Annotated in this window: 20 protein-coding genes; 9 read left to right on the top strand and 11 right to left on the bottom strand. The window is 68.0% G+C overall.

Translation table 11 applies throughout. From position 1 onward, the window contains the following. The first annotated feature begins 62 nt into the window (after positions 1 to 62). Positions 63 to 629, top strand: coding sequence for a hypothetical protein (locus ABD768_RS34935; protein WP_344847970.1), 567 nt, complete (start codon positions 63 to 65; stop codon positions 627 to 629). Here ABD768_RS34935 and ABD768_RS34940 read toward each other — a convergent pair. Beyond that, complete coding sequence (locus tag ABD768_RS34940) at positions 550 to 2,835, bottom strand: HelD family protein (protein ID WP_344847972.1); 2,286 nt, start codon at positions 2,833 to 2,835, stop codon at positions 550 to 552. The genes ABD768_RS34935 and ABD768_RS34940 overlap by 80 nt on opposite strands. Positions 2,836 to 3,044: 209 nt before the next feature. Between ABD768_RS34940 and ABD768_RS34945 the strand changes: the two genes are divergently transcribed. Then, positions 3,045 to 4,349, top strand: a complete 1,305-nt coding sequence (locus ABD768_RS34945; RefSeq protein ID WP_344847974.1) for an amidase family protein — start codon at positions 3,045 to 3,047, stop codon at positions 4,347 to 4,349. A gap of 8 nt (positions 4,350 to 4,357) precedes the next feature. Next, complete coding sequence (locus ABD768_RS34950) at positions 4,358 to 5,173, top strand: MerR family transcriptional regulator (protein WP_344847976.1); 816 nt, start codon at positions 4,358 to 4,360, stop codon at positions 5,171 to 5,173. On the opposite strand, the gene ABD768_RS34955 is transcribed toward ABD768_RS34950, so the two are convergent. Beyond that, positions 5,156 to 5,860, bottom strand: coding sequence for a TetR/AcrR family transcriptional regulator (locus ABD768_RS34955; RefSeq protein WP_343980874.1), 705 nt, complete (start codon positions 5,858 to 5,860; stop codon positions 5,156 to 5,158). The two genes, ABD768_RS34950 and ABD768_RS34955, sit on opposite strands and share 18 nt — an antisense overlap. A 111-nt stretch (positions 5,861 to 5,971) precedes the next feature. Here ABD768_RS34955 and ABD768_RS34960 point away from each other — a divergent pair, with 111 nt between their 5' ends. Then, positions 5,972 to 7,411, top strand: coding sequence for a DHA2 family efflux MFS transporter permease subunit (locus ABD768_RS34960; protein WP_344847979.1), 1,440 nt, complete (start codon positions 5,972 to 5,974; stop codon positions 7,409 to 7,411). A gap of 51 nt (positions 7,412 to 7,462) precedes the next feature. Here the strand turns inward: ABD768_RS34960 and ABD768_RS34965 are convergent, their stop codons facing one another. From ABD768_RS34965 to ABD768_RS34975, 3 genes are all read right to left on the bottom strand, one after another. Continuing rightward, positions 7,463 to 9,139 carry an L-lactate permease gene (locus ABD768_RS34965; protein WP_344847981.1) on the bottom strand — a complete coding sequence of 559 codons (1,677 nt, stop codon included), beginning with the start codon at positions 9,137 to 9,139 and terminating at the stop codon, positions 7,463 to 7,465. A 233-nt stretch (positions 9,140 to 9,372) separates the two neighbouring features. Then, entirely contained in the window at positions 9,373 to 9,750 is a 378-nt protein-coding gene (locus ABD768_RS34970; protein ID WP_343980883.1) for a HesB/IscA family protein, read from the bottom strand. Positions 9,751 to 10,049: 299 nt separating this feature from the next. Next, positions 10,050 to 11,144, bottom strand: a complete 1,095-nt coding sequence (locus tag ABD768_RS34975; protein WP_343980886.1) for a glycerate kinase family protein — start codon at positions 11,142 to 11,144, stop codon at positions 10,050 to 10,052. A 108-nt stretch (positions 11,145 to 11,252) separates the two neighbouring features. On the opposite strand from ABD768_RS34975, the gene nfi reads away from it, so the two are divergent. After that, positions 11,253 to 11,909 carry a deoxyribonuclease V gene (nfi, locus tag ABD768_RS34980; RefSeq protein WP_344847983.1) on the top strand — a complete coding sequence of 219 codons (657 nt, stop codon included), beginning with the start codon at positions 11,253 to 11,255 and terminating at the stop codon, positions 11,907 to 11,909. On the opposite strand, the gene ABD768_RS34985 is transcribed toward nfi, so the two are convergent. Further along, the gene (locus ABD768_RS34985; protein WP_344847985.1) at positions 11,899 to 13,107 is read right to left on the bottom strand and encodes an NAD(P)/FAD-dependent oxidoreductase; all 1,209 of its coding nucleotides are present in this window, start codon (positions 13,105 to 13,107) and stop codon (positions 11,899 to 11,901) included. The genes nfi and ABD768_RS34985 overlap by 11 nt on opposite strands. Before the next feature lie 105 nt (positions 13,108 to 13,212). Between ABD768_RS34985 and nadA the strand changes: the two genes are divergently transcribed. Beyond that, complete coding sequence (gene nadA / locus ABD768_RS34990) at positions 13,213 to 14,403, top strand: quinolinate synthase NadA (protein ID WP_343981523.1); 1,191 nt, start codon at positions 13,213 to 13,215, stop codon at positions 14,401 to 14,403. A 4-nt stretch (positions 14,404 to 14,407) separates the two neighbouring features. Then, positions 14,408 to 15,055: a hypothetical protein gene (locus ABD768_RS34995; RefSeq protein ID WP_344847987.1), complete on the top strand. Its 648-nt coding sequence runs from the start codon at positions 14,408 to 14,410 to the stop codon at positions 15,053 to 15,055. Between the two features lie 27 nt (positions 15,056 to 15,082). On the opposite strand, the gene ABD768_RS35000 is transcribed toward ABD768_RS34995, so the two are convergent. The 5 genes from ABD768_RS35000 to ABD768_RS35020 all read right to left on the bottom strand — a co-directional run bounded on the left by ABD768_RS35000 (position 15,083) and on the right by ABD768_RS35020 (position 19,238). Then, on the bottom strand, positions 15,083 to 16,273 hold the full coding sequence (locus tag ABD768_RS35000; RefSeq protein ID WP_344847989.1) for a glycosyltransferase: 1,191 nt from the start codon (positions 16,271 to 16,273) through the stop codon (positions 15,083 to 15,085). Further along, entirely contained in the window at positions 16,273 to 16,689 is a 417-nt protein-coding gene (locus ABD768_RS35005; RefSeq protein ID WP_343980900.1) for an FAD synthase family protein, read from the bottom strand. The genes ABD768_RS35000 and ABD768_RS35005 overlap by 1 nt, the downstream gene beginning before the upstream one ends. Further along, on the bottom strand, positions 16,689 to 17,438 hold the full coding sequence (locus ABD768_RS35010) for a CDP-alcohol phosphatidyltransferase family protein (protein ID WP_344847992.1): 750 nt from the start codon (positions 17,436 to 17,438) through the stop codon (positions 16,689 to 16,691). Before ABD768_RS35010 ends, ABD768_RS35005 begins: the two co-directional genes overlap by 1 nt. Next, complete coding sequence (locus tag ABD768_RS35015) at positions 17,435 to 17,854, bottom strand: adenylyltransferase/cytidyltransferase family protein (RefSeq protein ID WP_343980907.1); 420 nt, start codon at positions 17,852 to 17,854, stop codon at positions 17,435 to 17,437. Before ABD768_RS35015 ends, ABD768_RS35010 begins: the two co-directional genes overlap by 4 nt. A gap of 160 nt (positions 17,855 to 18,014) precedes the next feature. Further along, complete coding sequence (locus ABD768_RS35020; protein WP_344847995.1) at positions 18,015 to 19,238, bottom strand: glycosyltransferase family 4 protein; 1,224 nt, start codon at positions 19,236 to 19,238, stop codon at positions 18,015 to 18,017. A 346-nt stretch (positions 19,239 to 19,584) separates the two neighbouring features. Between ABD768_RS35020 and ABD768_RS35025 the strand changes: the two genes are divergently transcribed. Beyond that, complete coding sequence (locus tag ABD768_RS35025; RefSeq protein WP_344847997.1) at positions 19,585 to 21,063, top strand: right-handed parallel beta-helix repeat-containing protein; 1,479 nt, start codon at positions 19,585 to 19,587, stop codon at positions 21,061 to 21,063. A 293-nt stretch (positions 21,064 to 21,356) separates the two neighbouring features. After that, a complete protein-coding gene (locus ABD768_RS35030) occupies positions 21,357 to 23,069 on the top strand; it encodes a right-handed parallel beta-helix repeat-containing protein (protein ID WP_344847999.1) in 1,713 nt (570 codons plus the stop codon). The last annotated feature ends 23 nt before the right edge of the window (positions 23,070 to 23,092 follow it).

The raw sequence follows: 23,092 nt of genomic DNA on the forward strand, positions 1-23,092 counted from the left end.
GTGGGAACCGGCGGCGGCCGGAACAGGTCCAACTGGCCAAAGGGATCCAGGAGGACACCAGGATGAGAGCGGCCGCGTTGTCGTTGCACGAGTTGTCCTACCTCTGTGGTGGGGCTCGGCGGGCTGTGGTGACGGCGGTGCTCGCGCTGTGTCAGTCGGAGCAGTTGGAACTCGGCGCGGACGGGCGCGCCTACCGGGTGGACGAGGGACCCTCCGCCCCGGGCGCGGTGAGCGCCGTGCCGGGTGCGGCACCCTCCGCGCCGGGTTGGTCTGTTGAGGTCGACGGCGTGGAGCAGGCCGTGCTTGAAGCGGTAGGGGCGGGCGGGGTCGAGTTGAGCGCGATTGCGGACGCGGTCGATGGGTCCAGGGGCATGCGGCAGGCGCGGAGCATGTTGGTTGCGCGGGGGCTGGCGAGGAAGTGGTGGCCGGGGCTCACCGGGGCGGGTCGGCGGGCACGTCGTGAGGTGCTGGCCAACCCGCCCGATGGGCTGCGCCGGATCGCGGTGCTCGGGCCTGAGGCGATCGAGGACGCGCAGCTCCGGCGTACCCTCAGCGAGTCGTCGTACCGGCCAGAACGGCAGGGAGTTCACCCGACGCCAGTACGCCGAGGCGCCGCGTCGAGCGCGTGACCGCGACGTACAGGTCGGACAACCCCCTGCCCGAGTCGGCGATGATCGCGCCCGGGTCGGCGATCAGCACTCCGTCGAACTCCAGTCCCTTCGACTGCGCGACATCGAGCACGACCGTCGTCGCGTCGAGCACCGAGGGATCCGGCCCGTACGCGATCCCCGGCACCTTGGCTGCCAGTAACGCGGTCAAGGCAGCATGCCGTGACGACGGCACGATCACCGCAAGCCGCCCGTCACCGACCGCCTCCTGCTCAGCCAGAACGGCCTCCACCAGCGCTGAGTCAAAGGCCTCCGGAGCCACGACCTGGCTCCAAGGCGCCGCGCCGGTCTCACGGACCGACGTAGGCGGGGTGAGTGAGGGATTGATCGCCGCCAGCACATCGGCGGCGACCGCCATGATCTGCGCCGGTGTCCGGTAGTTGACCGTCAACTCCTCCGTCCGCCATCGCTTCGGCGCATACCGATCCAGTACCTCCGCCCAAGACCCGGTACCAGCCTCAGACCCGGTCTGCGCGACATCCCCGACCAGCGTCATCGACCGCCGCGGACACCGGCGCATCAGCGTCCGCCACTCCATCGCGGACAGCTCCTGCGCCTCGTCCACGATCACATGCGCGAACTGCCAGCTCCGATCCCCGTAGGCCCGCTCCACGATCGTCGCCAGCGGATCCCTGACCCGGTTGCGATTGGCCGCCTGCCCGATGAACTGCTCGATCTCCCACGGCATCAGCGTGATCCGGTCCGAGCCCGCGTCGAGCTCCTCCTTCACCACCGTCTTCATGTACTCGAGGTTCTCCCGTACCGCCGCCGTCTCAGCCGCAGCAGCGGCGGCCCGTTCCTGGATCGCCGACTCCGGCTCCCCCAGCAACTCGGCAGCCTCATCCAGCAACGGCACATCGGACTGCGCCCAAGCCGAATCACGCGACCGAAGCAGCAAGGCCAGCTCAGCCTCGGACAAGTGCGGCGCCGCCGAGGCCAACCGCTCCCGCGAAGACAACAGCAGCGCCACCACCGGCTCCGGCGTGAGCTCCGGCCACAACTGATTGATCACCGACCGGACCAGATCGTCCTCACGCACCTCCTTGCGAAGATCCGCGACGTCCTCCTCCCCCATGTACCGCCCGCCGACCTGGTTCACGACCTGCTGCGTCAGCTCCTCGATCACCCCACGCGCGAAGTGCCGCCGAGCCTGGTTGTGCCGATCGTCGCGCCGACGGGCCCGCTCCCCGAGCTTCCGCACGACGGCCGGCTTCAGCTGCAACCGATACCCACCGATCTTGATCGCGATCGGCTCGTCCGGCACCAGCTGGAAGTCCCGCACAGCCCTAGCGACGACATCGACCATCGCAAGATCACCCTTGAGCCGGGTGGCGGCGGCTGACTCAACAGCGGTTCCGACGACTCCAGGGAACAACTCGCCTGCAGTCGACAGCATCACGTCGGTCTCACCGAGCGACGGCAGCACCTGATCGATGTAGCGCAGGAAGGTGGAGTTCGGCCCGACGACGAGCACGCCCTTCTCGGACAACTGCTCCCGATGCGTATAGAGCAGGTAGGCCGCCCGATGCAGTGCGACCACCGTCTTGCCCGTCCCCGGCCCACCCTGCACAACCAGTACTCCGGGCAGCCCCGACCGCACGATCTCGTCCTGCTCGCTCTGGATCGTCGCGACGATCTCCTTCATCCGCCCGGTCCGGTTCGACGCGACCGAAGCGAGCAACGCAGCCTCGCCGGTCAGCGAACTCCGATCGCTGATCCCGTCGAGGTCCAGCAGATCGTCGTCCACCCCCACCACCGTGCGGTGATGCAACTGGATGTGCCGCCGCCGGGTCGCCCCGAGCGGATTGGCCGCGGTCGCCCGGTAGAACACCTGCGCGGCCGGAGCCCGCCAATCGATCAGCAGCGGTTCGTAGTCGTCGTCGAACAATCCGATCCGGCCGACATGGAAACGGCTCTCGTCCGCGTTGTCGACCCGGCCGAAACACAATCCACGCTCGACCGACGACAACTGGGTGTGCCGCCGGGAATAGAGCGTGGTGAGCGATTCGCGTTCACCCAACGCCTGGTCGGTACCGGTCGTCTGCTCGCCGAGCACCCGGCGCAGATCGGCCGCCGCACGCTCCCGGAGTACGTCCAAACGGTCGTAGAGCAGGGTCACCTGCTCCTGCTCTTCGGCGATCTCATGCTTCTGCGTTCCACCCGTCATGCGCGCTCCCCGATCCCCTGCTGCCCTTTCAGGAATTCCACGATTTGCCTTTTGACACACCGCGCCTGAATGCGTTAAGCTGTTAGCAGTTGCTCCCTTGAGGGAGCTTTTTTTATGTCCAGACACAAAGACAAAAGGCTACTCCGGTAATACCGGGCAGGCAATCAGCACTTGACCCTGACACCGTGTCAGACCGTAGAGCTGACGCCATGAACAGACTCCGTACCGCGACCGAGGCCGCCGCGGCGATCCGCACCGGCCAGACCTCCTCCCGCGAACTCACCGAAGACCTGCTGGCCCGCATCGCCGCCGACACCACCGTCAACGCGATCGTCGAGACCCGACCCGAGTACGCGCTGGCAGCAGCCGCAGCCGCCGACAAGGCAGGCGGTGCCGGCCCGCTGCACGGCGTACCGATGACCGTGAAGGACGCGATCGACGTCGCCGGTCTGCACACGACCTGGGGCGACCCGGCCTTCGCCGACTACCTCCCGACCACGTCGGCGCCATTGGTCGAGCGGTTGACCAGGGCCGGCGCGATCATCGTCGGCAAGAGCAACGTCCACACCATGCTCGGCGACTTCGGCCAGACGGCCAACGAGCTCTACGGTCGCACCAACAACCCCCACGACCCCGCCCGTACGCCGGGAGGCTCCAGCGGAGGTGGCGCCGCCGCACTGGCCGCCGGCCTCACGTACCTCGAATACGGCTCCGACCTGGTCGGCTCCATCCGCCTCCCCGCTGCGTATTGCGGCGTCTACGGCCTCAAACCCACCGCGGGCGTAGTACCGCTCGACGGCTTCCAGCCCCCAGGCCCGCCCGCCCCCACCACCGAGTTCCCCAATCCCTCAAGCCTCGGCCCACTCGCGTCCTCGGCCGCCGACCTCCGCACTGCTCTCGCGGTCACCGGCGGCCCGACTGGCAAAGCAATGTCTTGGCACCTGGAGCGGCCTCGCCATCAAAGGCTCGCCGACTACCGGGTAGGCGTAGTCCTCGACCACCCCGACGCGCCCGTCACCGACGAGGTGGGCAAGGCACTCTCCAACCAAGCCGACGCGCTGGCAAGCCAAGGCGTGAAGATCGTCGAAGGCTGGCCGGACGGCGTCGACCCGACAGCCCAGGCGGAGGCGTTCGGCTTCCAGATCGGACTGTTCTTCGCGACCCACGGCGAGGACGCCGACTTCGCCCCGCTCGCTCAGGTCATTCACGAGGAGCAGAACCGGATCGCCGCACGAGCCGCCTGGCAGAGGTACTTCGAGGAGATCGACGTCTTCCTCTGCCCGACCAGCTTCACGACCGCGTTCCCGCACGACGACCGCCCCTTCGAGGAACGGACGATCGACGGCCGCCCGTACGACGCGCAGGTCTTCTGGATCTCGCACGCCTCCCTGGCCGGGCTGCCCGCCGTCAGCATGCCGATCCCGGCCGACGGCCTGCCGGTCGGCGGTCAAGTGATCGGCCCGTTCCACGAGGACGACACCGCGATCACCTTCGCCGAACTACTGGCTGATTGACTTGCACCATGTTCGCGATCGGGGATTTCGCCAGGCACGGCCGGGTGTCCGTGCGGATGCTGCGGCACTACGACGCCATCGGGCTGCTCCGGCCGGCCCACGTCGACGAGGCGACCGGCTACCGCAACTACGACGCCGCGCAGCTCGCCGACCTCAACCGGATCGTCGCGCTGAAGGACCTGGGCTTCAACCTCGAGCAGGTCGCGACGATGCTCGCCGACGAGATCAGCCTGGTGGAGGTACGGGCCATGTTGTCGTTGCGGCGGGCCGAGCTCGAGTCCGCCGTGGCCGAGAGCGTCGCGCGGCTGACCCAGGTCGAGTCACGGTTGCGCAGCATCGAGCAAGGCGACGACGTGCCCGCCGTGGTCGTCAAGGACCTTGCGGCCGCCAGGTTTGTCGAGCTGACCAGTACCGCGGCCAGCTTCACGCCCGACGACATCGGACCGGTCGTCCACCCGCTCTGCGCCGAGCTCGGTCGACGGTTGCCTGAGGCAACTGGAGTCCGGCCGGCCGGGCGGTTGACCTGCTATTACGAGGCGTCCGGCGACGAGGTGATCGTGCATGCCGCAGTACCGGCCGCCGTCGACTCCGATGCCTCGCTCAACGGCCTGACGGTGGTCGATCTGCCCGGGACCCGCGCCGCAACACTCGTCCACCGCGGGCGCATCGACGAGGTACTGCCGTCCTGGCAGGCATTGGCCCGCTGGATCGACGACAACGGCCACCGCTCCGGCAGCCCGTCCCGCGAGCTCTACCTGGACTGCCCCGACGACCCCGCAGCCTGGGTGACCGAGCTCCAGGAGCCTCTACTTCTCAGCGAGTGAAGCCAGCCCGGCCACGATCACCTGTACGCCGAACTCGAACCGCTCATCGCCCCCGGCGCCCGAGGTGAGCGCACCGGCCAGCGCGACCATCATCGGGAACTTCTCCGGCGGCAGCCCTTCGAAGAACCGGCGCAGTCCGCCGACGAACTCGGTGACGTCCTGTTCGCTCCACTCGTCGGCGCGCTGAACGCTCTCCTCGAACGCCGTCGCGGTGACGAACAACGGGATCAGGTCGACCGCGAAGGCCGCGACCTGATCCGGCAGCTTGCCCGCCTTGAGGATGCCGAGCATGTTCTCGCTGCTCTGCAGTGCGCGCTCCCCCAGCGGAACCTGCCCGATCGCCGCCCGCGCGACCCCGGGATAGGCGCGCATCATCTTCAGCATCTGCCGCATCGAGTCCTTCAGCTGCTCCTGCCAGCGCTCCGGATCGGGCTCCTCGAGCTCGAGCCCCTGCGCCGCCCGGTCGAGCATCAGCTGGTCGAGCTCCTTCTTGTTCGCCACGTGCGCGTACAGCGAGGCCGGCCCGGTGTTCAGCACCTGGGCGACCTTGCGCATCGAGACCGCCTCGTAGCCCTGCTCGAGCAGCACGCTCAGCGCCGCGTCGACGATCCGCTCCCGGCTGAGCGGCTCGCGGACCGGCCGGGCCGGCTTCTCGGGGCTGATGGGTTGCCACGGCGACTGGTTCATACCGACCACTGTAGCGAACACCGTACTTGACACGAACACTGTACGCGCGTAGAACAGTGTTCGTAGACGAACACCGTTCGACAAACGACACTTCTGGAAGGGGCGCCACCGATGAGCACCCAAACCCTGACCGAACCGGCCGCGCCGGCCACCTCCCCGGCGTACAAGTGGCGCTGGATCGTGCTCGGGACCGTGCTGGTCGCCGAGATCATGGATCTGGTCGACGCCACCATCGTGAACATCGCGGCCCCGTCGATCCGGGCCGACCTGGGCGGCTCCGAGGCGGCGATGCAGTGGATGCTGGCCGGTTACACGCTCGCCTTCGCGATCGGGCTGATCACCTTCGGCCGGCTCGGCGACCTGGTCGGCCGGCGCCGGCTGTTCCTGATCGGCGCGGCCGGCTTCACCCTCACCTCGGCGCTCTGCGGACTCGCCACCTCGCCGGAGTTGCTGATCGGCAGCCGGATCGCCCAGGGACTACTGGGCGCGGTGATGATCCCGCAGGGTTTCGCGATCCTGAAGTCAGTCTTCCCACCGGCTGAGATCGGCAAGGCGTTCAGCCTGTTCGGTCCGGTGATGGGTCTGTCCGCGGTGGCCGGCCCGATCATCGCCGGCGTCCTGATCGATGCCAACTGGTTCGACTCGGGCTGGCGGATGATCTTCTTCATCAACGTCCCGATCGGCGCTCTGGCCCTGTCCGGTGCGCTGCGCTACATGCCCGAGCTGAAGACACCTGGCGCCTCTCGGCTCGACCTGCCCGGCGTACTTCTGGTCAGCCTCGCCTCCGGCCTGTTGGTGTACCCGCTGGTGCAGGGCCGCGAGCTCGGCTGGCCGGCCTGGTCGATCGCGATGCTGATCTCGTCCGTGGGTGTGTTCACGCTGTTCGGCTGGCGTGAACGCCGGTCCGGCAACCCGGTGATCGACCCGTCGCTGTTCCGCAACCGCGGCTACGTCGCCGGTCTCGGCGTGATCTCCACGTTCTTCCTCGCGATGTCCGGCTTCATGCTGGTGTTCAACCTGTTCACCCAGCTCGGACTGCACTACAGCCCACTGAAGGCCGGCCTCGCGATGGTGCCGTTCTCGCTCGGGATCGCGATCGGCGCGCCGCTGTCCGGCGGACTGCTCGCTCCCCGGCTGGGCCGGACCGCGCTGCAGCTGGGCATCGCGGTGATGACGGTGGCGATGGTCGGCGTCTGGTTCACGCTGCACACCCAGGGCGACGCGACGACGATCTGGAACCTGGTACCGGCCACGCTGGCGACGGGGATCGGCGCGGGCATGGTGTTCGCCCCGCTGTTCGACATCATCCTGGCCTCGATCGACGACCAGGCGGCCGGGTCGGCTTCCGGCGTACTGACCGCCATGCAGCAGTACGGCGGAGCGATCGGCGTCGCGGTGATCGGCACGATCTTCTTCCAGCTCCTGCCGGCCCACCAGTTCCTCGGCGCCACCAAGACGGCCACCCTGGTCGCCGTCGCCCTCTTCATCGTCAGCTTGCTGGTCACCTTCGCCCTGCCCAAGCGGGCGCGTGAAGGCGTACAGGCTCACTGATTCGTTGAACCGGCCGGCCTCCGTTGTCCGGGGGCCGGCCGGTTCATGCGTTCAGCCCGGGATCATCCACTCGAGGACCGTGGCTTGAAGCAGGGCGATGAGGCCGACGACGAAGGCGAGGATGAGCGACCACCAGAACGTCATCCGGAGTAGCTGGCCTTCCTTGCCGCTCTGGCCGATCGCGGTGGCGCCGATCGCGAGGTTCTGTGGCGAGATCATCTTGGCCATCACACCGCCCGCGGTGTTGGTGGCGCCGGCCAGGATCGGGCTGATGTGCAGTTGCTGGGCGGAGATCACCTGCATCGGGCCGAACAGGCTGTTGGCCGACGCGTCCGAGCCGGTGAGGAAGACGCCCAGCCAGCCGATGTACGCCGAGAACAGCGGGAAGAGCACGCCGGTGGTGGCGAGCGCCAGGCCGAGGGTCTGGGTCGCGCCGGAGTAGTTCATGACGAAGGCGATGGCGAGGATCATGAAGATCGTCAGCAGGGCCCAGCGCATTTGGTGGAGGGTTTTGCGGTAGGTGGCGACGAGCAGGCCGGGCTTGGCGCCCATCGCGAAGCCGGCGATCAGGGCCGCGATGAGGGCGATCGTGCCCGGGGAGAACAGCCAGTCGATGGTGATCGTGGCGGCGTACGGTGCGTCCTTGGCGGTGATCGGGGCGTGCTGGATGACCTCGTTGTGGAGGCCTGGCCAGGGGAACTTCCAGTCGGCGCGATGGAGCAGAGCGCTCAGGTCGAGCCAGGCCGGCAGGTTCTTGATGATCGAGCCGATCCGGGACAGGAAGATCGCGACGATCAGGATGACGTACGGCATCCACGCGGAGAGCGTGCCGGTCCTGAGTCCCACACTCTGTTGTGCCGGGGTGGGCTCGTCGTCGAAGCGCCAGATGGTCGGGGGCTGCCAGAAGCGGGTGAGCAGCCAGAGCGCGCCCATCGCAGAGAGGGCGGCGATCACGTCGACGAGGCTGGGGCTGATGAAGTTCGACGTCACGTACTGCATCACGGCGAAGGTCAGGCCGGTGGTCAGTACGGCCGGCCAGATCTCGATCATCCGCTTCCAGCCGGCCATCACGATCACCAGGAACGCCGGGACGATCCACGCGATCAGCGGAAGCTGCCGGCCGACCATCGAGGAGTACAGGTCGGTGGCTTGATCCTGCTTCATGCCGAGGATCGGGGCCGTCAGCCGGCCGAGCACGATCAACGGGTTGCCCAGGCCGCCGAAGGCGACGGGCGCGGTGTTGGCCAGCAGCGCCAGTACGACCGCTCGGATCGGCGGGAAGCCGAGCGCCGCCATCATCGCCGCGGTGATCGCGATCGGCGAGCCGCCACCGGCGATGCCCTCGAGCAGCGCGCCGAACCCGAACGCGATCAGCAGCGCCTGCAGCCGCCGGTCCTCACTGAAGCCCGCCAGCACCGACTTGATCTGCTCGAACCGGCCGGTCGCGACGGTGACGTTGTGGAAGTAGACGGCATGGAACGCGATCCAGGCCACCGACCAGACTCCGAACACGATGCCCATCGCGGCCGAGTCGAACGCCAATCGGGCCGGCATCCCATAGCCGATCAGAGCGACGCCGAGCGCCGTGAGCAGCGACAGCGCGGCCGAGAGCGGTGCCGAGAGTCGCGCGATGCCGAGCGCGACGAGCAGTACGACGACTGGTAACGCGGCCATCAGAGCGGAGAGCCACAGTGGGCCGGCCGGTTGATAGTCCTGGATCCAACCCATGTCATTCTCCCCAGGTAGGTATGGCGCAAGTCACACCGAGCGAGGGGACGCTAACACCGGGTATCTCCGGCCGGGAAGAGTTTTCGGTAAGCGTTTGCACACGTCACACTCCGGATGGAACTCGGCTCGCCGGAGGTCCGCTGCGGGGCCCGAAAACAGCCTTTTCAGCCGGTTCAGGACATGACAAAGCCCCGCACACCGGAGTACCGGTGAGCGGGGCTCTGCTGGCTAGCTCAGTTGAACGAGTCGCCGCAGGCGCAGGAGCCGGTCGCGTTCGGGTTGTCGATCGTGAAGCCCTGCTTCTCGATCGTGTCCACGAAGTCGATCGACGCGCCCTTGAGGTACGGCGAGCTCATCCGGTCGGTGACGACGCTGACGCCACCGAAGTCGGTCACCACGTCGCCGTCGAGCTGACGCTCGTCGAAGAACAGCTGGTACCGCAGCCCGGAGCAGCCGCCCGGCTGCACCGCGACACGGAGGGCCAGGTCGTCGCGACCTTCCTGGTCCAGCAGCGCCTTCACCTTGGCGGCGGCGCCATCGGTCAGCAGAATGCCGCTGCCCGTCGTGGTGCCCTCCGTAGTCTGCACTGCCTCGGTCTGCGCTTCAGTCATTCCTGACTCCAGTCATCTCATGAGCGCCCGGCCGCTTTGGGCAGGCGGCCACGCGCGGAAAGTCCGCTGTCATTCGAGCCAACATCAGCTGATCCCGAACCATTCCCATGGTCGCACACCATTTTCCAGACTCAACTCCCCACCACACCCCTGAGACCGCCCCGCCTCCCGCCGGCCCGCCCTCTCCGTCGACCTCGGACACCCATCCGCGACCTTGAACACCCATCGGCGACCTTGAACACGTTATTTCATGTCCGAGGTCGCCATTGGGTGTCCGAGGTCGCCGGATCTGGTACGCGTCAGCGGGCCCAGGTGCGGGCTACGCGCTCGGCTACCGTCGCAAGCGAGCCGTGGGGGTCGGCGAATGCCTGGTCCTCGCCGACGGCGTCGACCAGCGAGTACGCCGACTCGACGCCCATCGTGCGCATCTCGCGGGCGCCGATCTGGACCTTCCCGGCCAGTACGACGCACGGCCGCATCGCGTCGTTGGCGACCTTCGCCACCCCCGAGATCACCTTCCCGTCCCGCGACTGGAAGTCGAACGCGCCTTCGCCCGTCAGCACCAGATCAACCTGCTTCGCCTTGGTCTCCAGCCCGGTCAGCCCGGCGACCAGGTCGATACCCGAGACGCGCTCCGCGCCGAGCAACAGCAACGCGTACCCGAGCCCACCAGCAGCCCCCGCGCCCTTCTGATCAGCCGTCTTCCGCCCCGCCAGCTCCGCGAACTGCGTCAGATAACCGTCGACCGCAGGCTTCCGCTCGTCGGCGATGCCCTTCTGCGTACCGAAGATGTTGGTCGCCCCGCGCAGCCCCAGCATCGGGTTCTCGACATCGCTGGCAGCAACGAACTCAACGCCAGCCAACCGACTCCGCGCCGGCTCCAGATCCACCGCCGTCAACGTCGCCAGCCCCGTGGCCCCTGCCTCGAGACTCCCGCCCTCGGAGGTAGCCCCGAGCGCCGCGAGCAACCCAGCCCCCGCGTCGTTCGTCCCCGACCCACCCAACCCGAGAATGATCCGCTTGGCCCCGGCATCCACCGCGGCCCCGATCAACTGCCCCACCCCGTACGTCGACCCGTCCTCCGGCCGCCGATCAGCCACCTCAACGAGATGCAAACCACACGCCTGCGCCGTCTCGATATAAGCGGTCTCCCCCGCCACCAGCACCGTCGCCGGCACCTCGTCGCCCAACGGCCCCCGCACCGTCACCGACAGCAACGTGCCATCCACCACAGCCGCCAGCACATCGATGAACCCTGGCCCCCCATCAGCCATCGGCGCCACCAACACCACAGCCTCAGGATCCCGCCGCCGCCACCCCTCCTCAATCGCAGCCGCAGCCTCCACAGCCGTCAACGTCCCAGCAAACTTGTCCGGAGCAATCAGCACGCGCATGCCCACATCCTCCCCTACCCCTCACCCACCCCGCCGCCACCCAGCCCAACCCCCGGACAAACGCTTACCCGCACCGGTACACCTGTCAGGCGCGATAGCCTCCGCGGAGTGGACTGGCCTACGACAGCAGCTGAGGCGATTGCGGCGCAGGAGGAGCTTCGGGGGCAGGTCGATGGCATCGGGCCGGGGCCGTCGCCCGACAGCACGCGCTATGTGGCGGGGCTGGATGTTGCTTATGACGGGGATGAACTGGCGGCCGCCATTGTCGTGCTCGATGGGCAGAGCCTGGTCGAGGTGGATCGCTCGATCGTTCTCGGGCGCACAGGCTTCCCTTACGTTCCCGGGCTTTTCGCGTTTCGGGAGATTCCGGTGCTGCTGGAGGCGTTGGGCAAGCTGTCCGTCACGCCGGATCTGCTGGTCTGCGACGGGCAAGGGCTCGCGCATCCGCGGCGGTTCGGGCTGGCTTGTCATCTTGGGGTGCTGACTGGGTTGCCGACCATCGGGGTCGCCAAGAACGCCTTCGTCGGCACCTTCCTGCCACCCGCCGCTGAGCGCGGGGCCAGCTCCGACCTGGTGCTGGACGGTGAGGTGGTCGGAGCGGTCGTTCGGACTCAGAAGGCGGTCAAGCCGGTCTTCGTGTCTGTTGGGCATCGGGTTGATCTGGCGACCGCTGTCGCGCACACGTTGCACCTCACGCCGAAGTACCGGTTACCGGAGACCACCCGGGCCGCCGATCACGCCTGCAGGTCGGCGCTCACGAGCTGAGGGCGGTGGCTACTGCGTTGGCGGCTCGGTGGCCGGAGACCAGGGCGCCTTGGATTGAGGCTGTGTCTCGGTGGTCGCCTGCTATGAAGAGGTTGTCGCCTAGGGCTACGGGTTGGCGGGTGACGAGTGGAGCGGGTTGCTCGGGTAGTGCCTCGTGGATGTCGTGGCGGATGAGCAGGTCCCAGGCGCCGGCTGAGCGGCCGTAGAGGCGGGTCAGCTGGATGCGCACCTCGGCCTCCGTGGCATCTGTGGGCCAGAGGGTGGTGGCCTGGACCAGGTGGCGTCCAGGAGGCGCATACGACGGCGCCACGTTGGAGATGACCGCTGTGTTGAGCACAGGTCCGTTGCGGCGGCCGTCGACGACCAGGAGCTTGTCGGCCCGCGGCGCTTCCTCGGTGGCGAACCAGTAGGTGCGCAGTCCCTTCATCCGAGGACGCGGCAGGTCGGTGAGTCCTGCGGTCGGGTTGGCGGCGACCACCACGGCGCGGGCAGTCAGTTCGCCGTCGGCGGTCTTCACCGAGCAGCCGGTCACCGCCTCGGCCCGTACGCCGGTACGCACGGGCTCGGCCAGCCGGGCGGCCAGTTGCCGGGGTAACGCCGACATACCGGCGGCCGGCAGGCCCGGAGTACCGAGCAGGAAGGCCCTGAGCAGGAGTCGCACGAAGGCGGCTGATGTGGATCCGTCGTCCGAAGCCAGTACGCCGGCCAGGAACGGCTCGAGAATCTCGTCCCGCAGTCGGCCGCCAACCCCGGCGTCATCCAGCGACTCGGCCAGCGTGGTGTCGCGCCCGCCGAGCAGACGCGGTACCGGCCCCAGCGCGGGAGCTGCCCACGCGGCGAGACGGGCTACTTCGAGCGGACGGACGTAGCCGCTGAGGAGCGAGCGCCCGATGAGTCGCGGCTCACGCCGGGGGTCCGCGACCGTCGTAGTACCGGCATCTCCCCCGACCGCGACCCCCGCGGCGAAGGACTGCAGCTCGAGGGCCGGCAGGTCGACGTACCGGCGTACGGCCGGATAGCTGGGGTTGAGTAACTGAAAGCCACGATCACAGCGGAAGCCGTCGACCAGATCGGTCCGGACCCGGCCACCCACCTCATCGGCCGCTTCGAGGACCGTGACGGTGAGGCCGTGCCGTTGCAGGCCGATCGCGCAGCTGAGTCCGGCGAGCCCTGCCCCGACCACGATCACGTCAGCCATCCACCGATGCTTGCACAAGCGTTCGCGCTTGTGCTTCCGTGCACAAGATTTCGCATGCTGGGCAGTGACGTGGACCATGAAATCCGGTGGCGGGTGCGTGGCACGATGGGTGCCGTGACAACCATTGCAGAGGGCTCGAAGTCTCTCCCGTTGCTGTTCCTGGGCCGCGACACCGACCCACATTCGGAGCGTGGGGTGGAGTGCCCGGGCGCGCTGCCGCCGGCCTCCGACCCCGACCTCGTCGAGCGCGCGCTGAAGGCCAAGGCGGCGCTCGGTGACCAGGTCTTCGTGCTCGGCCACCACTACCAGCGCGACGAGGTGATCCAGTTCGCCGATGTCACGGGTGACTCGTTCAAGCTCGCGCGCGACGCGGCGAACCGGCCGGACGCGCCGTACATCGTGTTCTGCGGTGTGCACTTCATGGCCGAGTCCGCCGACATCCTCACCAACGACAACCAGACGGTGATCCTGCCCGACCTCGCGGCCGGGTGCTCGATGGCCGACATGGCCCGGATCCAGCAGGTCGAGGCGGCCTGGGACGCCCTCGCCGACGCCGGGATCGCCGACGTCACCGTCCCGGTCACCTACATGAACTCCAGCGCCGACATCAAGGCGTTCTGCGGCCGCAACGGCGGAGCGGTCTGTACCTCGAGCAACGCCGACGTCGCCCTCGACTGGGCCTTCCAGCAGGGCGAGAAGGTGCTCTTCCTGCCGGATCAGCACCTCGGGCGCAACACGGCGGTACAGAAGATGGGCATCAGCCTCGACGAGTGCGTCGTCTACGACCCGCACAAGCCGGGCGGCGGCCTGACCAAGGAGCAGCTCGCCAAGGCGAAGATGATCCTCTGGCGCGGGCACTGCTCCGTGCACGGCCGCTTCACCGCAGCGTCCGTCGACGACGTCCGCAGCCGCGTCCCCGGCGTCAACGTGATCGTGCACCCCGAGTGCCAGCACGAGGTGGTCCTGAAGGCCGACCTGGTCGGCTCGACGGAGTACATCATCGACACCATCGACAAGGCCGAGCCCGGTACGTCGTGGGCCGTCGGCACCGAACTCAACCTGGTCCAGCGGCTGGCCAAGCAGCACACCGACAAGAACATCGTCTTCCTCGACAAGACGGTCTGCTACTGCGCCACGATGAACCGCATCGACCTCCCCCACTTCGTCTGGGCCCTGGAGAACCTGGTCGCCGGCCACGTCGTCAACCCCATCAAGGTCGACCCCGACACCGAGAAGTACGCCAAGATCGCCCTGGACCGGATGCTCGCCCTCCCCGGCAAGACCGCCCGGGACTGATGCCTTGAGCAACTCGGCCTTCCACCTGCTCCAAACCGGCACGGACCCAGCAGACGCCGAAGCGCTCGTCGCGCGGCTGCTGGACCTCAACGGCTCGGAGCAGGTGAGGGTCGAGCTCCAGCTCGACACCGACAGCCACGCGGCTACGCGGTACTTCGACCTTGCCCGGATCGCGCAGGTCCAGATGGAGTACGTCGTACCGCCGGAGCACGCCGAGCTGATCGAGTCGCTGCTGGTGGTCGACGATCGGCCGCGCACCGGCGTACCGGGCGCCGACGGCGTCGACCTGTGGGTACTGCCAACGGACACCAAGGCGCTCGAGCAGCTCGGCGAGCTCGCGCCGATGCCGGTGTCGGTCCACCTGTACTACCGGTCCGCACGAGACTTCGACTGGGATGTCGTCTCGCGCATCGGCGAGTCGGAGCGGGCGGCCGTGCAGTGGACCGACTGCTGGTGGCGGCCGGTTCCAGAGGCCGGCCTTCCGGGCGACTCGAAGCATGCCGGCGTGATGCTCTCGGTCAACTCGTCCGGGCAGTGGGAGCTCATCCCTGCTCCCCCAGGGTTTCGCCTGTACGTCGAGACCCGCGAGGGCACGGACGGCCTGGCCCGCTGGCTAGGAGCTCAGGTACAACGGCCGATCCTGCCGGAGTAGCTCCGGTAAGTACGCCGGGGTGCAGGGCTAGTGCGGGACCCGTGTGGTGCTGTACCAGCCGGCGAGGACGTCGGGGAGGCGCTCAGGTGCCCAGCGGTTGACCGGGTCGATGCGGCCGGTCAGCGAAGCCAGTCCCTTGGCCAGGCCGCCTACTACGTCGCCTTGCAAGGGGACTACGGCGCCGTCTTCTGGGGAGACGATGACTGAGGGGCCGGCCCGGTCGATGCAGACGACCGGGCAGCCGCTGGCCAAGGCCTCGGCTACCGCCCAGCCGGCGGCTTCGCGCATGGCGGGGGCGAGCATGGCGTCGGCTCGCAGGAACGCAGCGAGGACCTCTTCGCGGGGGAGCTGGCCGACGAACTCGACCCGGTCCCGTACGCCGAGTTCCTCCGCGAGCCGTTCTGCGCGGCGCCAGTCCGGGCCGTCCCCGATGACACGGAGTTCCCAGTTGGCGGCCTCGGGGCGGGCGAGGACGCTGATCGCGATCAGCAGGCCCTTCCACGGGATCATCCGGCCGACGAAGACCGCCGTCTTCACGCCAGGCGCGCCGTACGGCTCGCGCGGACCGCAAGCGGCGGCGAAGCGGCTGATCGCCACGTTGGGCTGGACGGTGACGGAACGCGCGTACTTACCGAAGTACTCGGCGACATCCTTGTTCTGGGCAACGACCAGGTCGGCCCGCGCAGCGTGCTTGCGGCCGACCAGTCGCCGCATCAGCCCGGTGTAACCGCGGCGTACCAGCTCGTTGACCAGCCCCTTCGACCCCAGCCAGTGCGCCATCGACAACGGCACCGTCGTCGAGCCGCCGACCGGTCCCCAGATCACCTTCGCCGTCGACTCCTGGACGACGCCCGCAGGCATCCAGTCCGTCGCGAAGGTCAGGTGATGGATGACATCGAAGGAGTGCTTGGCGTGCAGCCGAGCAGCCGTCCGCCCGGCCAACTTCTGCCAGAGCGGGTAATACCAGTAGACGTCCGCATGCCGCCGACGAAGCTTGAGCAGCCACTTCGGCAGTTCCAGCGGTACGACAGTCAGCGACGGAATCGGCCGGACGGCCAGCTCCTCGGTGATCTCGTGCGCGAACTTTCCCCGGGTGATCAGCCAGACGTCGTGATCGCGCGCCGCGGCCTTCGCCCAGGCCCAGCCGGCACCCGGCTCGGACCCGCCCTTCGGCCGGCACGCATAAGCGCTGAGCAGGATCTTCGGCCGGGTCGACATCAGAGCGTCCCCTCCAGGAGCCTGCGGAGATCCGTGCTGGACGTGGAGGCCGTGTACGGGAAGTAGTGCACGCTGGCACCGACCTCGCCGAGCAGCTTCTCCAGCCGCAGGCCCTTCTCGGTGCCCTTCCAGTCGTCACCTTTGAAGAGCACGTCGTAGCGCAACTGCTTCCACATCTCGAACTTGTCGCTGGACCAGTCGCTGACCACCTCGTCGACCAGGCCGATCGCCCGGACGACCTCCATCCGCTCGTCGTGCGGAACGACCGGCGGACGGCCCTTGATCTTGGTCACCACGTCGTCCTCGACCACGCCGGCGATCAGGTAGTCGCAGTGCTCGCTGGCCCGGCGCAGGATGTTCAGGTGGCCGATGTGAAACATGTCGTAGACCCCGGGCGCATACCCGATCACGCCCATCAGCCGTTCACCCCGGTACTGCGCGGAGCCGGCTGCAACGCGGCCATTTCCCTGTACCACTTGGCGATCGCGGCCAGCAGGAAGAGCAGGTTCGCGGCCAGCAGTACGCCGTACAGGGTGGCGAACAGCCTCGGCCAGCCGAACGTCAGGAAGACCAGGCAGAGTACGCCGTAGTCGGTCGGTGCTATCAGCAACGACTTCACCACGGAGTCGCCCCGCACGTTGGCGGTGCTCGCGCCGTGCCGGCGGCGGAGCTGATCGACCAGGATCAACCCGAAGAACAACACCGCCGAAACGCACAGATAAGCGAGCGGAATGAGCAGCACCAGCTCGTTGCTGAAGGCATCGAATCGGTAGAACGAGATCAGCACCGCGCTGTGCAGCAAGGCGATCTTGACGCAGTCGATCATGTGGTCGAGCCACTCACCCAGCGGCGACCCACCGCCCCGCAGCCGCGCGAGCTGGCCGTCGGCGGAGTCGAAGGCGTACCCGAGCACCAGCATCAAGGTCACCACCAGCGCGAGCGGAACGCTCGGCTCGACGGTGGCCAGCACAACGATGCCGACGAGCGAGCAGAACCCGCTCGTCAGGCTGATCTGGTTGGGCGTCCGGCCGGCCAGGAACGCGCCGGCAGCCAGGTACCGCCCGATCCGGCGATTGACGAAGCGCGAGTACGCCGGGGTGCCGGCGGACGGCTTCTGCGCGCGCGACAGTTCGCCGACGACGTCTCCGATGGAGCGCCGGCTCATGCGACCGAGCTGCGCGACTGCCGCTGGTCGATCGCGGCGCGCAGGATCTGGCTTCGGGAACCGCGGCCGGACGCCAGCACACTGACTCGCTCGGCCGGGACCCCGTCCAGCTCGTCGGGACCCAGCACTCCGTCCGTACCGTCAGCGGCGAACACGATGGCGTCGGCGAAGTCATGAGCCGCCTCGGCGCCGTCCACCACGACGATCTCGTCCACGCAGCGTAACTGCTCGAGAATCTGCGCCCGCTCGACGATCGGCACGAACGGCCGCGCGCCCCATGCGTCCGCGGCCCAGTCGTCGGTGAGCACGCCCACGACGAGGCGGTCGCACTGCTGCTTCGCCCGCTCCAGCACGTCCAGGTGCCCGACATGGAACAGGTCGAAGACCCCGATCAGATAGCCGATGCGTAGCGGCACCTTGTACTCCCCCACTGAGCCCTCACGGACCCTGCCCCGTCGCCCCCCGGGCGAGCTGAAAGACGAACTCCTGGTGAACATCCCGACAACCGGACCCCACCAGTGACCGACGTGACCCCCCACGTCTGGGCTGACCTTACACCGGGTAATCGCCACTCGCCTAGCTATCCGCCGGACGGCGTGCCTGGCTGCGCGGGCCGGTCCGTGGGTCGGCCGCGTGCCGCGCGATCGCATCGGTGTAGATCCTCTCCGTGGCCGCCAGGTCGCGCTCCGGAGTGAAGCGGTCGAGATAGACCTGGCGTGCTCGTTGGCCGAAGGCTATCGAAGTCGCGGGCTCGGTGAGCAACCCGAGGGCCTTTCGGAGCGCCTCCGTGTCGCCCGCGGCGACCAGCGCGCCGGTCTCGCCGTCGTCGACGAGCTCGGCCAGCGCCCCGATTCGGGACGCCACCACGGGTACTCCGTTGGCGAAGGCTTCGATCACCACGAGTCCGAACGTCTCATAGGACCGCGCCGGTACGACGACGGCGCGCGCGGACCGTAGTACCTCCATGCACTCGGCCCACGGCAGCGCGCCGAGCACCTGGACCGACGAGTCCCGGGCAGCCCGCTCGTCGGCCTCGGCCCGGAGCGGACCGTCGCCGATGACCTTCAACTCCCCCAGTGACGCGTCCCAGGCCTTCAGCAGATCGGCGAAGCCCTTCTCCTCGGTCAGCCGCCCCAGGAAGACGACGCCCTCCCCTGCCCCTTCCCGCACCGAGCCCTCATGGGGGACCGCATGGGGTTTCACCACGATCCGGTCGGCGTCGAACCCGCCGGCGACGTACCGGGACCGGACGAACTCCGACGGCGCGATCAGCGTGGTGACGTACCGCTGCCAGGTATCGAGGATGTTGTGCACAGCGATCCCGGCGACGAGCGGCAGGCTCTGCACCTTGGAGTCGCGGTAGCAGCCGTGGACCGCACCACGCCACGGAAGCTTGCCGACGCAGGACTCGCAGGGGCCGCCGTCGCGCTGCAGCACCCCGTTGGCGCACATCAGCCGGAAGTTGTGCAGCGTGGCCACGATCGGCAGGTCCTGGCGGGCCGCGGCCCGCAGTACCGACGGGCTGAACAGCGGGAAGGTGTTGTGCACATGCACGATGTCCGGACGCGCCGATTGCAATCGGAATGTTAAATCGCGTTCGGCGGCGAATGACCATACGGAGCGGACCGGTAACAGCGCGCGATCTTTTCGGCTCATTTGCGCAATGTCGTCGCTGTGCTGCGCGTAAAGCTCAACATCATGTCCTGAACTACGCAAAAGATCAGCCGTTTGATCGACCACGGTGTTCTCGCCACTGGGTTGACCCGAACGGTAACGGTTGTGCAACATGGCGACCCGCATGACACCACCTTAAGTCTCGCGGTGGTGACAACTGGTACTTGACTGGCCGCACCTGGGGACGAACTACCGCGCGCCGAGACACCCGGAGGGTGCTTTGAGGTTGATTGGTTCGAGAAGGGTGTTGTTCGTCGCCCTTATCGCCGTGGCACTGGCTGTCGTTACAGTCGCCTACCCGGTTATCTCTCATCACAAGAACGCGGCATCGGCCGAGAAGTCACGCGAAACGGCCCAGAACGGTCCGTCCGGCTCAGCAGTCCTCCCCTCGAAACACCCGACTGCGCAGCCGAGCAAGGCCCCTGGCACCGTCTCGAGCAAGCCCCCGACTGTGGCACCTCCGAAGAAAGTTGTGCCCAGCAACAAGTTGCCGGCTACCACCAAGCCGACGACGGCCGAGCCCACCGGGACTCCGCCGTCCAGGACCGAACCCGCCATCGGCGAGACCGACGCCGGCCCAGCCGTCGCCGGTCCCTGCAGCGGCGTACTGATCAAGCCCGGCCAGAACGCCCAGGCCGTGGTCAACTCGCAGCCCGCGGGCTCGACCGTCTGCTTCGCCTCCGGTCTGCACCGGATCAGCCAGACGATCCGCCCCAAGGCGAACATGACGATCGCCAGCTCCGCCCGCGCGGTCCTGACCGGCTCGGTGCCCCTCACCGGTTGGGCCAAGTCAGGCACTCGCTGGGTCAACCACGGTGCGCTTCCCTCGGCGTACGGGAAGGCGGGGCAGTGCGAGGACAACAAGGCGAACATCTGCTCGCTGCGTGAGCAGGTCTTCCTCGGCGGTACCCACCTGACGCGGGTCGCGTCGCTGGCCGGCGTCAAGGCCGGCACGTTCTACGCCGACTACGCCGCGAATGCGATCTACCTCGGCAGCAACCCGGCCGGCAAGCCGGTGGAGATGTCGAAGACGGCGACCGCGATCGAGTCGAACCAGCCCGGCGTCACCGTGCGGGGGTTGACCATCGAGCACTTCGCCAGCCCGGCCCAGGCCGGCGCGCTGGTCTCCGGCCCCAACTGGACCGTGAAGGCGAACGAGGTCCGCTGGAACAAGTCGGTCGGCCTGATGCTGGTGAAGGCGAACAACACCAAGGTCGAGCGCAACCTGGTACACCACAACGGCCAGCTCGGCGTGGGCCAGTACAACTCGCTCAAGGCCAACGTCACCCGCAACGTGATCACCTACAACAACACCGACGGCTTCTGGATCGCCGACTGGGAGTCCGGCGGGATGAAGTCGACCCGCTCGTCGGGCACGGTCAGCGCCAACCTGATCCGCTCCAACAAGGGCGTCGGGTTCTGGGCGGACGTCGCCGACGACGGCCGGGTGATCAGCTCGAACAAGATCACCGGCAACGCCGCCGACGGGATCCGGTTCGAGATCAGCCGCAACGGCGTGATCGAGAACAACACGATCACCGGCAACGGCTTCGGCACCGGCCGCGGCTCCGGTACGTCGCTGTGGGACGGCGGCGGCATCAACGTCAACACGTCGGCGAACGTGACGGTCCGGAACAACACCGTCTCCGGCAACGTCAACGGCGTCTCGATCCAGTCGCGGACCCGCGGCGACGGTCCCTGGGGCCGCTACCTGCTGCGCAACGTGCACGTCACCGGCAACACGATCGGGATGACCGGCGGCACCCAGGCGACCGGGATGGTGCAGAACTCCGGCGCCGAGGTCCCGGCCGGGCAGCTGACCTTCAGCGCCAACACCTACCTGCTGGACAAGCTGGCCGCGCAGCGGTTCAGCAAGTTCGGCACCAAGCTCACCGCCATCGGCTGGCGCAGCGCCGGCCTCGACACCGCAGGGAGCTTCTCGACGAGCTGAGCCGACGCGACACTCCCGAGCCCGATGCCCCGGGCAAGCATCACGGAGCGCAGTTTCGATGACAGAGCGCAATTGATGCACCCAGCAACAACGTGCCGATATCCACCTCGGCACGCCTGGGGCACCTGACTCGGAAGAATGCCGATTTCCCTGCGTACAGGGAGGCCTGGTCGGTATTGGGGGGCAGACGCAACCATTTGCGTATTGCCACGACTACCGCTAGTAGTAGTCTTCTGGGGAAGGCCGCACCAGGGGGGTGCAGAAATAGGTACCCAACCCCCGGAGGGTCGTCAGTGAAGAAGTCAGTGACCATCATCTGCGTCGCGGCAGCCGGTGCGGTCGCCTTGACGGGGATCGTGGCCGGGACGCGGACCAACATGGCGTCCGCGTTCGGCCAGGACAAGTCCGGTGTTCTGCCGGGCGACCGGCCGCACAAACCATGGCCGCCCCGACATACCCCCAGCCCGACCGCCGGCGTGCCTACCACGCCCACCCCGACGCCCACGGCGACAGCTACCTCGGCCACGCCGACGGCGACGCCGACCACCACGAAGCCGACGTCGACACCGACGTCCACGCCGACCCAGCCGCCGACCACTCCGCTGCCACCTGGCGCCTTCCCGGCCGGCCCTTCGCTGGCCCCGGCATGCAAGGGCACCACGATCGGTACCGATCAGAACGCGGCCGACGTCATCGACAAGGCCCCGACCGGTACCACGTTCTGCTTCTCGGCCGGGCTGCACCGGATCAACCGCACACTGCAGCCGAAGGCGAACTCGACGCTGGCCAGCGACCAGGGCGCCGTGCTGACCGGGTCGATCCCGCTGACCAGCTGGACGGCGGACAACGGCGACTGGGTGACGCGCGGCGTGCTGCCACCGGCGTACGGGATGTCCGGGCAGTGTGAGGACAACGTCGCCAACATCTGCTACCTGCGCGAGCAGCTCTTCCTGAACGACAAGCACCTGACCCGGGTGAAGACCCGCGACAAGGTTGCGCCCGGCACCTTCTACGCCGACTACGCGGGCAACGCCGTCTACCTGGGCGACAACCCGGCCGGCAAGTCCGTGGAGATGTCCAGGACGCCGACCGCGATCCAGTCGGGCGGGACGAACGTCGCCGTCGTCGGGCTGACCGTCGAGCACTTCGCCTCGACGCCGCAGTCGGGCGCGGTCGTACTGGGCAACGGCTGGCGGGTGTACGCCAACGACATCCGCTGGAACCACGCGGTCGGCGCGATGCTCGTCAACGCGGACGGCGCGGTGCTGGACAAGAACCTGATCCGCAACAACGGACAGCTCGGCATCGGCCAGTACAGCACCACCAACGGCCGGATCGTGGCCAACGAGGTGAGCGGCAACAACACCGACGGGTTCTGGATCGCCGACTGGGAGTCCGGCGGCATCAAGACCACCTGGTCGACCAACGGCGCCGTCACCGGCAACCTGATCAAGGACAACCGCGGCGTCGGGCTGTGGAGCGACGCGTACGACGACGGCCGGGTGTTCAGCGAGAACCAGATCATCGACAACGCGGCGGACGGGATCCGCTACGAGATCGGCCGCAACGGGGTGATCGCGGACAACGTGATCACCGGCAACGGCCTCGGCACCGGGCGCGGTTCGGGCCGGTCGCTGTGGGACGGCGGCGGGATCAACGTGAACACCTCGACGAACGTGGTGGTCCGCAACAACACGCTGCGCGACAACGTGAACGGCATCTCGATCCAGTCCCGGACCCGCGGCAACGGCCCGTGGGGCCTGAACGTGCTGCGCGACGTGACCGTCACCGGCAACAAGGTGACGATGCGCGGCGGCACCACCTCGACCGGCATGGTGCAGAACTCGGGCGCCGCGATCCCGACCGGTGAGGTCGTGCTCAAGTCCAACACCTACGTCCTGGACAGCCTGACGGCCGACCGCTTCCAGAAGTTCGGCCAGTGGTTCAGCGCCGCGGAATGGAAGGCCGCGGGCCTGGACACCGACAGCCAGTTCACCACCGGCTGACCCGATCGCCCGGCTGCTTCTCC

The sequence above is a fragment of the Kribbella ginsengisoli genome (genome assembly GCF_039537185.1).
Classification (GTDB): Bacteria; Actinomycetota; Actinomycetes; order Propionibacteriales; family Kribbellaceae; genus Kribbella; species Kribbella koreensis.